Below are 14,477 nucleotides of genomic sequence, written 5' to 3' on the forward strand. Positions count from 1 at the left end.
AGACGATATGCCAACATCCTTTTCCGCCACGACACCCTATGCCTCGCAGCGCAGCCTCACTTACGCACGTCACGGCATGGTGGCGGCGTCCCAGCCGCAGGCCAGCCAGGTGGGACGCGACATCCTGGCCCAGGGCGGTAACGCCGTGGATGCCGCCATCGCCACGGCGGCGGCACTGACCGTCGTCGAACCCACCGGCTGCGGCATTGGCGGCGACGCCTTCGCCCTGGTGTGGATCGCCAGCGATGATGTCGGCAACGGTCACCTCCATGGCCTCAACGCCAGCGGCACCGCGCCGGCTGCGCTGACACCGGAGGCAGTGGCGGCGGACGGGCACACCGAGATGCCCCTGCATGGCTGGACGCCAGTCACCGTGCCCGGCACCCCCTCCGCCTGGGCCGAGCTGTCGCGACGCTTCGGCAAGCTCGACTTTGCCAGCCTGCTGGCACCCGCCATCCGGCTGGCCCGCGAAGGCTTTCCGGTCTCCCCGGTGATCGCCAGCCTGTGGCAACGCGACGAGGCCACCTTCCGTCGTCACCTGGAAGGCGAGGCGACCCAGGCCTGGTTCGAGACCTTCACCCCGGCCGGTCGCGCGCCTCGCGCCGGCGAATGGCACCGCTGCGTCGATCAGGCCGCCACGCTCGAATGCATCGCCGAGACCGGCGCCGAGAGCTTCTATCGCGGCGAGCTCGCCGAGCGCATCGACGACTTCTCGCGCCGCACCGGGGGATACCTGCGCGCCGAGGATCTGGCCAATTACCGGCCGGAATGGGTCTCGCCCATCTCGGCACGTTACCGCGACGTCGATGTCTGGGAGATTCCCCCCAACGGGCAGGGCCTGGTGGCCCTGATGGCACTGCGCATTCTCGAGGGATTCAAGCCCGGCCACCGCGATGATCCCGAGGTACTGCACCGTCAGCTCGAGGCCATGAAGCTGGCCTTTGCCGACGGCCAGGCCTACATCACTCAGCCCGAGCACATGAGCCAGTCCGTCGACGCCCTGTTGAGCGATGCCTATACCGAGTCGCGACGCCGGTTGATCGGTGACCGTGCCCTGACGCCCGAGCCCGGCACGCCACCCGCCGGCGGCACGGTCTATCTGGCTACCGCCGACGCCGAGGGCAACATGGTGTCCTATATCCAGAGCAACTATCACGGCTTCGGCTCGGGCGTGGTGGTGCCAGGCACCGGCATCGCCCTGCAGAATCGCGGCCACGACTTCAGCCTCGACCCGAATCACGACAACTCTCTGGCACCCGGCAAGAAGACCTATCACACCATCATCCCCGGCTTTCTGACCCGGCGAGGCAAGGCACTCGGCCCGTTCGGCGTGATGGGCGGCTACATGCAGCCCCAAGGGCATGTGCAGGTGGTGATGAACCTGGTCGACTTCGGCCTCAATCCCCAGGCCGCGCTCGATGCGCCACGCTGGCAATGGCTGGGCGAGCGACGCATCGGCATCGAACGCGGCTACCCGGTGCATCTGGTCCGGGCCATGGCCGAGCGCGGCCACGACATGCGAATCGCCCACGACGAACGCAGTTTCGGGCGTGGCCAGGTCATCCTGCGCGATCCTGACACCGGCGTTTACAGCGGGGGCACCGAGCCGCGTACCGACGCCAGCATTGCGGTGCTATGACCATGTGGCAACGGCAGATTCGACTCTTCATGGCCTTCCTGCGTGTCGGCCTGTTCGGCTTCGGCGGCGGTCCTTCGATGATTCCGCTGGTCCGTCGGGAAGCGGTCCAGCGCCACGCCTGGCTGGACGATAATGACTTCGCCGACGTGCTGGCCATCGGCAATACCCTGCCCGGCCCCATCGCCACCAAGATGGCCGGCTACATCGGCTATCGCGTGGGCGGCCCGCTGGGCGCCATCAATGCGGTGGTCGCCGTCACCGTGCCCTTGATCCTGGCAATGATTGCCCTGCTGGGCCTGTACGCCCGCCATGGCGACCAGCGCTGGGTCCAGGGCATGGGCCAGGGCGTGATCCCCGTGGTGATGGTCATGATGGCCCAGTTGACGCTCGACTTCTTCGCCAAGTCTCGGGCCGGCCTGGGTTGGCTGGCCACCGCGATACTCGGGATCGCTGCCGGCGGCCTGATCTATGGCCTGGGCCTGCATCCGGGCCTGGTGATCGGCGCCATCCTGATCACTGCCCTGTTGCGTCCCATGCGCCGAACCTCTGCCGAGGAGGCCTCCCGATGATCTACTGGCAACTGTTCCTGGCCTTCTTCGTGCCCAACATCGTCGGTTACGGCGGCGGCCCTGCCATCATCCCGCTGATCGAGAACGAGGTAGTCGGCCGCTACGCCTGGATGACCTCACAGGATTTTGCCGAGACTCTGGCATTGGGCAATGCCCTGCCCAGCCCCATCGCCACCAAGATGGCCGGCTACATCGGCCACGACGTGGCCGGCGTGCCCGGCGCGCTGATCGCCGTGCTGGCTACCGTCGCCCCCTCGCTGCTACTGATGCTGGCAGCCCTCGGCACGCTCTACCGCTACCGGAACTCGCCCCGGGTCAAGGCCATGAGCCAGTGGGTCCTCCCGGTGGTGATGGTGCTGATGGCCTATCTGACCTGGTCTTTCCTGGACGAGGGGCTCGACACCCTCGGCTGGCTGCATACCGCCATTATCGGGGGAGTCTCCGCTCTCCTGCTCATGATGACCCGGGTACATCCCGCCCTGGTCGTGTGCTTCGGCATCGGCTACGGCGCCCTGCTGCTGGGCTGAAGCGGTGCCCTAGTCAGCGAAAGCATGACGTTGACGGCAGGGAGCACCCAACGAAGATGGGTGCCTGATTTTCCCGCTCAGTCGCCTGCTTCGGTATCGGAGAGCTCCATGATCATGCGTGTCGTCAGGTAGAGTCGGGGCACCACACTGTCGACCAGCACGAATTCCTCATCGCTGTGATAGCGTCCTCCTGCCAGCCCAAGGGACTCTAGCACGGCCGGGGTTGAGGAATCGGCATGATAGGCATAGGCCGCATCAGTGCCACCACCGATCTCGACAGCCTGCAGTTCCCGATCGAGCTCCCGGTAGATCTGCTGAGCCTGCTCGGCCAGGGCTTCGGTCTGGGGATTGGAGGGCAAGGGCGGACGCCCCTTTTCGAGACGGAACTCCACGTCGGTATCATCGATCAACTGGTTCTCGATGATATCCCGGGCCTCGTTCAGGACACGCTCGTATTCACTGCTATCAAAGTAGCGCATATCACCTTCGGCCCGAGCCTGCTCGGGAATGATATTACGCTTGCTGCCACCTTCGACGATTGTCCAATTAAGCGTGGTCTCCTTGTCCGGGTCACCGAGATCCTTCAATTGCAGCAACTGGTGGGAGAGCTCCATGACAGCGTTACGCCCCTCATCCGGTGCGCCTCCGGCATGGGAAGATCGACCGTTCACCTCGAGGAAAGCGTAGTTGATACCCTTGGTGACAACTGTCACGGCATCGGAGTCCCCCTCACTGAACGTCGGTTCAAACACCAACACCGCATCCTGCTCGGCAGACAGTTGCTGGATCAGATCACGAGAACCGAGCGAACCTTTTTCCTCATCGGGATTGAAGACCACGGTCAACTGGCCATAGTCGTCGAACCCTAGCGTCTCCAGCGCCTCCAGACTGTGCAGGATCACGGCTACGCCGCCCTTGGCATCTCCCACTCCCGGTCCATAGGCGCGATTCTCCTCTATGTGGAAGGGGCGCTCCTCGGCAGTACCCTCGCCGAAGACGGTGTCGTAGTGGATCATCAACATGATGTGGCTATTGCCATTCCCCTGAAGGCGCCCCACCAGAGTGTTGCCACCGTAGGCCTCGGCGGGGTGAGTCTCCACCTCAGCACCGAGGGCTTCCAGACGCTCGGTGAGCAGCGTCTCCACCTTGTTCAGGCCGGCGACAAAGCCCGTTCCAGAATCGATGTTGACGAGCGTTTCCAGGGTCTGCAGTAACGGTTGTTGCTGTTGCCCGACGGCATCGTGCACTTCCTGGTGTGGAGCGGCATGCGCCACCGTGGTGAGCATGCCGTATGCCAATCCCATGGCCAGCATCGAGGGCTTCATCGGTGTCTCCTGTTTTGTTGTATCAGCAATATCGAAGTTAAGCAGAGGTTGAAGGAAACGCAACCAGGGCCACAACCAGCACGAGGTACATGATCAATGTATCCAGTTGCAAGGACTTGCAAGAAAACTCTGGGCGGACTGGACTGCGCAATGGAAAGAACCAATGGGAGCGATCTCCCCATAACTCTGGAGATAACCAGGCTGATGGAGTGAGTGCTCCACCAAGCATTAAGTTCGTATACCTAGATCAGAGCGCAAAAAAAACGGCACCCCAACCGGAACAATCGGGATGCCGTGAACATGACGCAGCAGATTGACAGCGAGCCGAGAAGGAGGGGCAGCACGCATGGCTGAATCGGCGTCACGCTTCAAGCATGACGCTTCCCCTTCCCTTTCTCTACGCGCGATTTCATGCAAGACCTGTAAGACATTCCCGATAGTCAATGACGGCATTCGACGCCCCGCCATAAGCCTTTCCCTACGGGTCGGCGAGCCCAAACGGACTTGCCTTGCCGACTATTCCACTCGATACTGTATATAAATACACATCAGGTGCCACTCTATGCCTGACACCACCCCACGCACACCACCGCTGCAACCCGGCGCGTTTGCGTCGACCACCGCACGAGCGGGCCTTACCGGCTTCCCCTCTCCGGCGGAGAACTATGCCGAACGCACGCTGGACCTCAACGAGCGACTGGTGAAACACCCTGCCGCGACCTTCTTCATGCGCGTGGAGGGGCACAGCATGCAGGCCCATTCCATCCATCACGGCGATATCCTGGTCGTGGACCGCTCGGTGACGGCCTGTTTCGGGCACATCGTCATCGCCCTGGTCGATGGAGAGGTCGTCGTGAAGTGTCTCGAGCAACGCCACGGCCGCACTTTCCTCTGTTCCGGGCACCCCGACCATGCCCCCATCCCGGTCAACGAACGCAGTCTTCAGATATGGGGCGTGGTACGGTCGGTCATCCATGAGTTCCCGATATGATCGGGCTGGTCGACTGCAACAACTTCTATGTGAGCTGCGAGCGCGTCTTCAAGCCGAGCCTGGAGGGTCGCCCCGTCGGAGTGCTGTCCAACAACGACGGCTGTGTCATCGCCCGCTCCAGTGAGCTCAAGGCCATGGGCGTGGAGATGGGCACGCCGGCCTTCAGGCTGCAGTCCTGCCTGCAGCGCGGCGAGATCCACCTGCAGTCTTCCAACTACGAGCTATACGGCGACATGTCCGCCCGCGTCAGAATGGTGCTCGAGGAAGGCGTCGACGAGGTGGAACCCTACTCCATCGACGAGATGTTCGTGCGGCTGGAAGGCTTCGACGATGCTGCCCTGTCGCGCCTGGCACGCTCGTTGTACGACGACGTGCGACGCGACACCGGCTTGCCCGTGTGTGTCGGCGTAGCGCCCACCCACACCCTGGCCAAGCTGGCCAATCATGTCGCCAAGTCATCTACCACGTATCGGGGCGTCTGTGTCCTCACCGCCGACAGCAACGAGACACGGCGCGTGTTGCAGCACACCCCGCTCGGCAACATCTGGGGACTCGGACGCCGCATGGCCGAACGCCTGGCGCTACTGGGGCTGCGCACCGCCTGGGACCTGAGAGTCGCCGATGCCAAGGCCCTGCGCCGCCATCATTCCGTAGTGCTGGAACGCACCATCCTCGAGTTGCGCGGTATCAGTTGCATCACCATGCAGGACGGCGACATCCGCCGGCGCATCATGGTCTCGCGCTCCTTCGGTCGCGCTACCGGCGAATGGCAGGACCTGCGCGAAGCCGTCAGCCAGCATGCCCAGCACGCCGCCGAGAAGCTGCGCCACCAACGCAGTCTGGCTCGCGCGGCGTACGTCTTCCTCCGGACCAACCGACACCGTCGAGATCTTCCCCAGCACATGCCAGAACTCATCGTCGAGCTGCCTCGTCCCACCAACGACAGCCGACCGATCATCGCCGCCGCCCGCCAGGCGCTGACCCGCCTGCATCGTCCCGGCTATCGCTACATGAAGGCCGGCGTGATGCTGCTCGACCTGCTGGACATCGAGCACCACCAGCTCTCGTTACTGGATGCATCCGACGACACCGAATGCCAACACGGCGAACGCCTCATGGCCACACTGGACACCCTGAACCGTCGCATGGGGCGTCACACCATCGGCTTCGGCCTCCCCGATCCCGAGGCTCCCTGGCGACTGCGCTGCGGCAACCTGTCATCGCGCTACACCACGCGCTGGGATGAATTGCTCAAGGCCAAGGCATGAATCTGCCACGGAGATGGTATCGTCGCCCCCGAACGATACCGCTCTCTACGATGGCCCTGACCCGTCGACGGGACATGTAGATAGCCCCGCGGTCCGGCGCGTACAATGCGCCCTCCACTTTGGTCGGACCCGCTCGGCCCAAGTCTTTCATTCATGATCCTCCCGCGAGATTCTCCGCCGTGCTCTCTACCGCCAACATCACCATGCAGTTTGGCCCCAAGCCGCTGTTTGAAAACGTTTCCGTCAAATTCGGCCAGGGCCATCGCTACGGCCTGATAGGGGCCAATGGCTGCGGCAAGTCGACCCTGATCAAAATTCTCGGGGGGGACCTGGAGCCCACCAGCGGCCAGGTGATGAAAGACGCCACCACGCGACTGGGCAAGTTGCGCCAGGATCAGTTTGCCTTCGAGAACGAACGTGTCATCGATACGGTGATCATGGGCAACGAAGAACTCTGGAACGTCGCTGCGGAACGTGAGCGCATCTACGCGCAGGCCGAAATGAGCGAAGAAGATGGCATGGCGGTCGCCGATCTCGAAGTGCGCTTTGCCGAACTCGATGGCTATACCGCCGAGGCCCGTGCCGGAGAATTGTTGCTGGGCCTGGGCATTCCCCTCGAGCAGCACGACCAGCCGATGAGCGTTGTCGCGCCGGGCTGGAAACTCCGTGTGCTGCTGGCCCAGGCGCTGTTCAGCGACCCCGACGTACTGCTGCTCGATGAGCCGACCAACCACCTCGATATCAATACGATTCGTTGGCTCGAGGACATCCTCAAGGCACGCTCATCGACCATGATCATCATCTCTCACGACCGCCACTTCCTGAATAGTGTCTGTACCCACATGGCGGATCTGGACTACGGCGAGCTGCAGCTGTTTCCCGGTAATTACGATGAGTACATGACCGCCGCCACCCAGGCACGCGAGCGCCTGCATGCCGAGAATGCCAAGAAAAAGGCGGAAATCGCCGAGCTGCAGCAATTCGTCAGCCGCTTTTCGGCCAATGCTTCCAAGGCCAAGCAGGCGACGTCGCGCCAGCGCAAGATCGACAAGATTCAGCTCGAGGAGATCAAGCCCTCCTCGCGCGTCAGCCCCTACATTCGCTTCGAGCAGAACAAGAAAATTCACCGTCACGCCCTGAACGTGGAAGAACTCTCCAAGGCGTGGGGCGACAATGTTCTGTTCGAACGTTTCGGCCTGCGCGTCGAAGCAGGGGAACGCGTGGCCATCATTGGGCCCAACGGAGTCGGCAAGACCACCTTGCTCAATTGCTTGATGGGCACGATGCCGCCTGACGCCGGCGACGTGAAATGGACCGATGCCGCCGAGGTCAGTTACTTCGCACAAGACCACGCGGCTGATTTCGACGGCGGCGAGACGCTGTTCGAATGGATGCAGCAGTGGACGACCGGCGGCGAGCAGACCGTACGCGGCGCCCTGGGGCGGATGCTGTTCTCCAACGATGAGATCGGCAAGTCGGTGAAGGTCATCTCGGGCGGCGAGCAGGGGCGCATGCTGTTCGGCAAGCTCATCCTGCAAAAGCCCAATGTGCTGGTCATGGATGAGCCGACAAATCACCTGGACATGGAGTCCATCGAAGCGCTCAACCTGGCACTGGAGCACTATGCCGGCACGCTGATCTTTGTCAGTCACGACCGGGAATTCGTCGGCTCGCTGGCCACGCGCATCATCGAGATGAAAGACGACGGCATCGTCGATTTCAGTGGTAGTTACGATGATTATCTGCGCAGTCAGGGCGTTGCCGGATAAGCATTCACTCGCTCATGATGGGCAGCACCTGCCGCCCATCATGAGTGGCCAACCTCATCGACACAGCCCTTTCACAACTCGACCTGGATCGTCTCGTGCTCGACGGCATAAGCGTCGCTCAGCATCGCCTTGATCTCGACCAGCACCCGCTCCTGGCCCGCTCCTTCGTCCAGAATCGCATGCAGCGACATCAATGGCCCAAAGCCAAGCGCCGCGGGTAACACCCCGAGTGGGCTCACGACCAGGCTCAAAGCTCTATTCGCCCGCGCAGCAGCCCCCACAAGCGGCCAAGACCGACGGAAAAGGCGAACAGGGCAATACCAATCACCACCGACACACCGCCTTGCCAGAGAATCGCATGGTTGGCCGAGGCCATCTGCGTGCCCAGAGTGATCGCCCCATCAGCGAGATAGTGGATGCCGACAACGGCCACCCCTGCCGCAACCAGCGTCTCGGTGGATGCCGAGACATCGGTCGACGCGGGCGACAGCCAGGCAGCAAGCGGCTTGCGTGCCAGGATCAGCGCCAGTCCCAGCAGCACACTGACCAGAACATGCACGCTGTGCAGGACCAAGATGTTCGGGCCATCCGCTGCCTGTCCCAGTGCCGAATTCAACCACATTACATACAACGAAACTGCATAATCCGGCATGCGCCTGACCACCAACCAGATACCCAGCACGGCCAGCAACACTTCGGCCAGCTGACGGGCGTGATAACGGGGCATATGCTGTCCTCGAGCCGCTTGATGAAGCATCCCTGACACCCGAAGGATGCCCGAGCTGCCTCATCATGCCACACCGCCTTGACGCATAAAGCCCGGCACGCTGGCCGGGCTGATGAACGAACCTGAACGGACGTGAGGCCACTGCCATCAGGCCGTTTGGTTATAGCCGTTGTCGAGGAAGGGATAGTCGATGTAGCCCTGTTCGTTGCCACCGTAAAAGGTATCTTGATCCGGCTCGTTGAGCGCGGCACCAGTGCGCAGGCGCTCGGGCAGATCGGGATTGGCGATGAACGGCCGACCGAAGGCGATGAGGTCAGCGGTGTTTTCTGCCAGGCGCTGTTGGGCCCGTTCGGCGTCGTAGTGGCCGCAATAGATGAGCCCGCCACTGAAACGCTCACGCATCTGCTCGCGGAAGCCTTCCGGGAAGGTGGTATCGCCACCGGCCCAGTTGGGCTCGTTGAGGTGGATGTACGCCAGGCCGCGTTGATCGAGCTGCTCGGCCAGGTAGAAAGCCATCGCATCGGGCTCATCGTCGCTGAGGCCGAAAATCTCGATGAAAGGCGTGAGACGAATGCCCACACGATCGGCGCCGAACACCTCGGACACCGCATCAATCACCTCCAGCGGGAAGCGCGCGCGATTCTCTATCGAGCCGCCATAGCGGTCGGTTCGCTGGTTGGTGCCGGTGGCGAGAAACTGGTTGAGCAGATACGCATTGGCCGCATGCACTTCCAGCATGTCGAAGCCGGCGCGCTTGGCCCGCACAGCGGCTTGCCGATAATCCTCGACGATACCCGGGATCTCGTCGGTCTCCAGCGCCCGCGGGGTGCTGGTGGGATGACGTCCGGCGGAGCCGTCCTCGAACTCGACGAAGCACTGTGCACCCTCGCCCCTGAGCGCGCTGGGCGCCACAGGCTGCTGGCCATCGGGCTGAACCATCTCATGAGAGACACGCCCCACGTGCCAGAGCTGCAGGGCGATGCGCCCGCCCTTGGCATGCACGGCCTCGACGACCTGTCGCCAACCCGCTTCCTGCTCATCGGTCCAGATGCCCGGGGTGTACACATAGCCACGGGCCGTCGGTGAAATGTTGGTGGCTTCGCTGATGATCAGACCGGCCCCCGCACGCTGCTCGTAGTAAACCTGCTGCAGCTTGCCGGGCACGCTGTCAGGCGTACGCGCCCGGGTCAGTGGTGCCATGATGACGCGGTTGGGCAGGCTCAGGCTGCCCAGTTGAAAAGGGGTGAAAAGTGTCGTGTCGGTCATCGATTCGACTCCTGTGGCGAATGGGCGTTGGCAGTTATGGCGACGCCCTGGTCGGAAAACAAGTGATGCACACAATAAGCTTGTTAATAATTTTCGCAAAACCAGTGCGACCATTGACCCGATAGTTGGGGCTTATCATGACGATCCGAGCTACCTCGTCGCGAAGGGCCCTCGTAACCAGAGCTCTGGCAACAAGAGCTCTGGCACAAAGAACTCGCACGCCAGACACTGCGGCAAGCCCAACCCACGTGATAATCTCCCACAAACCCTTGATACGAACCCTTGACCAGGAGTGCGCCGTGACCGCTGTCGAGATACTGGAACGCCTGGTGGGCTTTGCCACCGTGTCACGAGATTCCAACCTGGCCCTGATCGAGTGGGTCGAGGCCTGGCTTGACGACCATGGCGTCGAACATTGGCGCATCGAGAGCGACGATGGCGGCAAGGCCAACCTGCTGGCCCGCATCGGGCCGGCGGTGGAAGGCGGCGTGGTGCTTTCCGGGCACACCGACGTGGTTCCGGTAGATGGCCAACCCTGGTCGAGCGACCCCTTCGTACTGCGCGACGGCGACGACGGCCGCCTTTACGGTCGCGGTACCTGCGACATGAAAGGCTTCATCGCCTGCGTCCTGGCGGAGGTCCCCAACTGGGTGAAGATGACATTCGAACGCCCCCTGTGGCTGGCCTTCTCCTACGACGAAGAGATCGGCTGCGTCGGAGCACCGCGCATGATCGAGCGGCTGATGGCCGACCACCCTCGCCCCTCGACGGTGATCGTCGGCGAGCCCACCCTGATGCAGCCGGTGGTGGCGCAGAAAGGCGCGACCAACCTGCACACCACGGTCACCGGCCGCGCCGCGCACTCCAGTCAGGTCTATCAGGGCGTGTCGGCCATCCATGTGGCCGCCCGGCTGGTGACGAAGATCGAAGACGTGATGACCGAACTCAAGGCCGAAGGGCGCGTCGACGAGGCCTTCAATGTGGTGCATTCCAGCCTGCATGTCGGCCGCATCGAAGGCGGTACCGCGATCAACATCATGGCCCGGGAATGCACCTTCGAGTGGGAAGTTCGTCACCTGCCGAGCGACAACGTCGATGAACTGCTCGGGCGCATCGATGCCTATGCCGCCGAGCTGGAAGCCAGAATGCAGCAAACCGCGCCCGAGGCCGGCATTGTCACCCAAGCGCTGAATGTCACGGTGCCGGCCCTGGCCGACCGCGACAACGACGAGGTGCTGACCCTCTGCCGCTCCCTGTTGGACGACGACATCGACACCTCGGCCGTCGCCTACGCCACCGAGGCCGGTCAGTTCCAGCGTCAGGGACTCTCCACGCTCATCTGCGGCCCTGGCAGCATCAGCCAGGCCCATCAACCGGACGAATACATCGAACACGAACAGCTGCTGGCGGGACAACGCTTCATGGCGGCACTCGGCGAACGCCTGTCGAACGAAATGACGGCATGAAGCTCTGGATCATCAAGATCGGCGACACAGAAACGCCCGATGCCGCCGCTCTGCTGGCCCGATTTGCCAGCCTGGTGGTGTCCGGTGAGCGGACAACGCCAGCCAACTAGTCGGTATTCGCCGCTTCCTGCATGGCCTGTTCCTGAAGGAGGCGCTCGTCCGGAGCACCGGCGGCGGCCTTGCGGCGTTGCCGATGGAGATCGCGCAGCCCACTGATCAGCATGGCGGCAACGATTATGCCGCCGCCCACGAAAGCCAGCGGCGGCGGCACCTCGTCCAGCCACCACCACACCAGCAAGGCACCGACCAAGGTTTCCAGCAACATGACCAGGCTGACCTCGGCGCCGGGCAGATAACGCGGCCCGGTCTGGATCAGGAAGTAGGCGGCCGGCAGAAACAGCGCCAGCAGTGCCAGGCGCGGCACATCTTCGGGCGGCGGTAGTTGTGCGCCTCCCAGCAGTACCGCCGGCACCAGCATCGCCAGACAGCCCAGCGGCAGCACGACGGTGGTATCCACGCCGCGTTGACGGTCGCCACGCTGGACGCTCGCCACTGTGGTATTGACGGCAATGGAGATCGGCACAAACAGCGCGATCGCCAACCCCAACGGACTCCCCTGGCCGATCTCGCCCACCGCCATCAGGCAGGCACCGGTCACGCACACGGCAATCACCACCCAGGTCTGACGGCGCAACCGCTGACCGAAGACGAGCATGCCGATCAGCCCCGCCACGAGCGGTGCCAGGTTCATCATCACCAGTACATTGCCGGCGGCGGTCAGGCGCGCAGCGCCGACGAAGGCCCAGGCGCTGCCGGCGAACGCCAGCGGACACCACCAAGCTGCGGCACCACAGGCACGAATGGCGCCCGGCAACTGCGTGCGATAGCGCAAGATGGCAATCAACAGCAGCACGCTCCCCAACAGCAGGCCGCGCCAGAACATGAAGGTCGCCACCCCGGCCTGTGTATCCTTGATCAACAGGGCATCCGGCGACAGCAGCAGCACGCCGGTCATGGTGATCAGATAGCCCCGCAGGCGGAACGGCAGTCGCTTCCACATGGTTGGTTCCTCATCGTTGTTTACCCAACCGTTGTTTACCCAACATCATCCAAGAGGGCTCATAAAAGCAAACAGGCCGGGGAATGTCCCCGGCCTGTTTGGATGCCTCTCAGCTACCGCCCTTGCCAGGCGGTGCCATCATCAGGCCCGTGCGCGACGGCCTGAATCATCGTCGCGCTGGCGACGCGGCGCGCGATCTTCACTGATTTCCAGCGGACGACCGCCGACCCGGGCGCGTGCCATCTTGGCTAGAATGCTGGACGGCAAGCCGCTGGGCAACTCGACGACGGAAAACGCATTGCGGATGTCGATCCGGCCAATCCGGTTGCCTTCGATGCCACCTTCGTTGGCCAGGGCGCCAACCAGCTGGCCCGGTTTGATGCCATCCTTGTGGCCCACGGAGACGCGGTAACGGATCATACCCTCGCTGGAACCACGCTCGCGACGCGGCGCTTTCCCCTCGCGAGGTGCACGCTGCTCCTTGCGCGGTGCCTGCAGGCGACCAATGGGCGCTTCGTCGGCTCGCGCCAGGGCAGCGAAGGCACAGGCCAGCTCGACCGGGTCGTAGCCTTCTGCGATCAGGCGCTCGACCAGATCATGCTGGGTGTCGGCATCCTTGGTCAGTGAGCCGATCACGCGCTGGTGGAAGACCTCGTCACGATGGGCGCGAATGGCTGCCTCGTCGGGCAACTCCATATCTTCCATCTTGCGACCGGTGGCACGCTCGAGCCAGCCAACCTTGCGGCCCTCGCGGTTGCCGGCAAAGGTAATGGCCACCCCGGCACGACCGGCACGACCGGTCCGGCCGATACGATGCGTATAGGCCTCGGCATCCTGTGGCAAGTCATAGTTGATGACGTGGGTGATACGCGGCACATCCAGGCCACGCGCGGCCACGTCGGTAGCGATCAGCACATCGATCTTGCTGCGCTTGAGACGCGTGATGGTACGCTCGCGCAGGCTCTGATCCAGATCACCGGACAGGCTCGCCACGCTCAGCCCACGCGCCGAGAGTTGCTCCATCAAGGTGGTGCAGGCCGCCCGGGTGCGTACGAAGACGATCGCCGCATCGACCGGCTCCACTTCAAGGATGCGTGCCAGGGCTTCGAGCTTGGCACCGCCATCGATGCGCACCCGGCGCTGTTCGATGTTGTCGCCGCTGGAGGCTCGCGACTCAATGGTCACCTTGACCGGTTCCACCAGGTACTGGTTGACGATGCGCTCGATCTCGGTGGGCAAAGTCGCAGAGAAGAACACGCGCTGAGCGTCCTTCGGGGTGTCGGCGACCACGCGCTTGACGTCGTCGATGAAGCCCATGCGCAGCATCTCGTCGGCTTCGTCGAGCACCAGCGCGGAAAGCCCGCCGAGCTTGAGACTGCCACGATTCAGGTGATCGATGATACGACCCGGCGTACCGACCACGACCTGGGCGCCACGGCGCAACGCCTGCAACTGGTCGCGGTATTCCATGCCGCCACACAGGGTCGCCACTTCCAGGCCCTTGAGGTTCTGGCCGTATTTGGAGAAGGACGCGGCAACCTGCTGCGCCAGCTCACGGGTCGGCGCCAGCACCAGCACCTGGGGTTCGCGACGCTCGAGCTCGAGACGCGAGAGAATCGGCAGGGCAAAGGCAGCGGTCTTGCCGGTACCGGTCTGGGCCTGGCCCAGCATGTCGCGGCCTTCCAGCAATGCCGGAATGGTCTGTGCCTGGATCGGTGACGGTGTTGCGTAACCGAGTGTCTCAACAGCGGAGAGAACGGCGGGCAGCAGGGCCAGATCGCCGAAACTCGGCGAGGCGACGGAAGTCGAGGTCATGAATCACACCTTGGTAGGCCGGGATCACCGGCAAAAAACATCAGTCATGGCGTCC

Annotated in this window: 13 protein-coding genes; 7 read left to right on the forward strand and 6 right to left on the reverse strand. The window is 63.2% G+C overall.

All coding sequences use genetic code 11. From position 1 onward, the window contains the following. Window positions 1–7 precede the first annotated feature (7 nt). From FZZ93_RS01745 to FZZ93_RS01755, 3 genes are read left to right on the forward strand one after another with little or no spacing between them, the layout of a single operon-like run. The gene (locus FZZ93_RS01745) at window positions 8–1,639 is read left to right on the forward strand and encodes a gamma-glutamyltransferase family protein (RefSeq protein WP_149320603.1); all 1,632 of its coding nucleotides are present in this window, start codon (window positions 8–10) and stop codon (window positions 1,637–1,639) included. A gap of 2 nt (window positions 1,640–1,641) precedes the next feature. Beyond that, a complete protein-coding gene (locus FZZ93_RS01750; RefSeq protein ID WP_149320604.1) occupies window positions 1,642–2,208 on the forward strand; it encodes a chromate transporter in 567 nt (188 codons plus the stop codon). After that, window positions 2,205–2,735: a chromate transporter gene (locus FZZ93_RS01755; protein WP_149320605.1), complete on the forward strand. Its 531-nt coding sequence runs from the start codon at window positions 2,205–2,207 to the stop codon at window positions 2,733–2,735. The genes FZZ93_RS01750 and FZZ93_RS01755 overlap by 4 nt, the downstream gene beginning before the upstream one ends. Before the next feature lie 77 nt (window positions 2,736–2,812). Here FZZ93_RS01755 and FZZ93_RS01760 read toward each other — a convergent pair whose 3' ends face one another. Next, the gene (locus FZZ93_RS01760) at window positions 2,813–4,060 is read right to left on the reverse strand and encodes a glutamate carboxypeptidase (RefSeq protein WP_149320606.1); all 1,248 of its coding nucleotides are present in this window, start codon (window positions 4,058–4,060) and stop codon (window positions 2,813–2,815) included. Between the two features lie 562 nt (window positions 4,061–4,622). On the opposite strand from FZZ93_RS01760, the gene FZZ93_RS01765 reads away from it, so the two are divergent. The 3 genes from FZZ93_RS01765 to FZZ93_RS01775 all read left to right on the forward strand — a co-directional run bounded on the left by FZZ93_RS01765 (window position 4,623) and on the right by FZZ93_RS01775 (window position 8,088). After that, window positions 4,623–5,051 carry a LexA family protein gene (locus FZZ93_RS01765; RefSeq protein WP_149320607.1) on the forward strand — a complete coding sequence of 143 codons (429 nt, stop codon included), beginning with the start codon at window positions 4,623–4,625 and terminating at the stop codon, window positions 5,049–5,051. Continuing rightward, the gene (locus FZZ93_RS01770) at window positions 5,048–6,319 is read left to right on the forward strand and encodes a Y-family DNA polymerase (RefSeq protein ID WP_149320608.1); all 1,272 of its coding nucleotides are present in this window, start codon (window positions 5,048–5,050) and stop codon (window positions 6,317–6,319) included. Before FZZ93_RS01765 ends, FZZ93_RS01770 begins: the two co-directional genes overlap by 4 nt. Window positions 6,320–6,498: 179 nt before the next feature. Beyond that, window positions 6,499–8,088 (forward strand): ABC-F family ATPase, encoded by a 1,590-nt coding sequence (locus tag FZZ93_RS01775; RefSeq protein ID WP_149320609.1) that lies wholly within the window; start codon window positions 6,499–6,501, stop codon window positions 8,086–8,088. A gap of 71 nt (window positions 8,089–8,159) precedes the next feature. Here FZZ93_RS01775 and FZZ93_RS01780 read toward each other — a convergent pair whose 3' ends face one another. The 3 genes from FZZ93_RS01780 to FZZ93_RS01790 form a co-directional block, all read right to left on the reverse strand. Next, on the reverse strand, window positions 8,160–8,327 hold the full coding sequence (locus FZZ93_RS01780) for a hypothetical protein (RefSeq protein WP_187774431.1): 168 nt from the start codon (window positions 8,325–8,327) through the stop codon (window positions 8,160–8,162). An 8-nt stretch (window positions 8,328–8,335) separates the two neighbouring features. Then, window positions 8,336–8,815 carry a hypothetical protein gene (locus FZZ93_RS01785; protein ID WP_149320610.1) on the reverse strand — a complete coding sequence of 160 codons (480 nt, stop codon included), beginning with the start codon at window positions 8,813–8,815 and terminating at the stop codon, window positions 8,336–8,338. 147 nt (window positions 8,816–8,962) lie between these two features. After that, complete coding sequence (locus tag FZZ93_RS01790) at window positions 8,963–10,081, reverse strand: alkene reductase (RefSeq protein ID WP_149320611.1); 1,119 nt, start codon at window positions 10,079–10,081, stop codon at window positions 8,963–8,965. A gap of 299 nt (window positions 10,082–10,380) precedes the next feature. On the opposite strand from FZZ93_RS01790, the gene argE reads away from it, so the two are divergent. Next, on the forward strand, window positions 10,381–11,547 hold the full coding sequence (argE, locus tag FZZ93_RS01795) for an acetylornithine deacetylase (protein WP_149320612.1): 1,167 nt from the start codon (window positions 10,381–10,383) through the stop codon (window positions 11,545–11,547). A gap of 106 nt (window positions 11,548–11,653) precedes the next feature. On the opposite strand, the gene FZZ93_RS01800 is transcribed toward argE, so the two are convergent. Both FZZ93_RS01800 and FZZ93_RS01805 read right to left on the reverse strand, forming a co-directional pair. Further along, on the reverse strand, window positions 11,654–12,607 hold the full coding sequence (locus FZZ93_RS01800; protein ID WP_149320613.1) for a DMT family transporter: 954 nt from the start codon (window positions 12,605–12,607) through the stop codon (window positions 11,654–11,656). A 141-nt stretch (window positions 12,608–12,748) separates the two neighbouring features. After that, the gene (locus FZZ93_RS01805) at window positions 12,749–14,422 is read right to left on the reverse strand and encodes a DEAD/DEAH box helicase (RefSeq protein ID WP_149320614.1); all 1,674 of its coding nucleotides are present in this window, start codon (window positions 14,420–14,422) and stop codon (window positions 12,749–12,751) included. Between the last annotated feature and the right edge of the window lie 55 nt (window positions 14,423–14,477).

The organism is Halomonas eurihalina (assembly GCF_008274785.1).
GTDB classification, from domain to species: domain Bacteria; phylum Pseudomonadota; class Gammaproteobacteria; order Pseudomonadales; family Halomonadaceae; genus Halomonas; species Halomonas eurihalina.

What these genes read in the sequence shown, in the direction of transcription:
- FZZ93_RS01745 (WP_149320603.1), top strand. Translation starts at nt 8, where the DNA reads ATGCCAACATCCTTTTCCGCCACGACACCCTATGCCTCGCAGCGCAGC.
- FZZ93_RS01750 (WP_149320604.1), top strand. Translation starts at nt 1,642, where the DNA reads ATGTGGCAACGGCAGATTCGACTCTTCATGGCCTTCCTGCGTGTCGGC.
- FZZ93_RS01755 (WP_149320605.1), top strand. Translation starts at nt 2,205, where the DNA reads ATGATCTACTGGCAACTGTTCCTGGCCTTCTTCGTGCCCAACATCGTC.
- FZZ93_RS01760 (WP_149320606.1), bottom strand. Translation starts at nt 4,060, where the DNA reads ATGAAGCCCTCGATGCTGGCCATGGGATTGGCATACGGCATGCTCACC.
- FZZ93_RS01765 (WP_149320607.1), top strand. Translation starts at nt 4,623, where the DNA reads ATGCCTGACACCACCCCACGCACACCACCGCTGCAACCCGGCGCGTTT.
- FZZ93_RS01770 (WP_149320608.1), top strand. Translation starts at nt 5,048, where the DNA reads ATGATCGGGCTGGTCGACTGCAACAACTTCTATGTGAGCTGCGAGCGC.
- FZZ93_RS01785 (WP_149320610.1), bottom strand. Translation starts at nt 8,815, where the DNA reads ATGCCCCGTTATCACGCCCGTCAGCTGGCCGAAGTGTTGCTGGCCGTG.
- FZZ93_RS01790 (WP_149320611.1), bottom strand. Translation starts at nt 10,081, where the DNA reads ATGACCGACACGACACTTTTCACCCCTTTTCAACTGGGCAGCCTGAGC.
- FZZ93_RS01800 (WP_149320613.1), bottom strand. Translation starts at nt 12,607, where the DNA reads ATGTGGAAGCGACTGCCGTTCCGCCTGCGGGGCTATCTGATCACCATG.
- FZZ93_RS01805 (WP_149320614.1), bottom strand. Translation starts at nt 14,422, where the DNA reads ATGACCTCGACTTCCGTCGCCTCGCCGAGTTTCGGCGATCTGGCCCTG.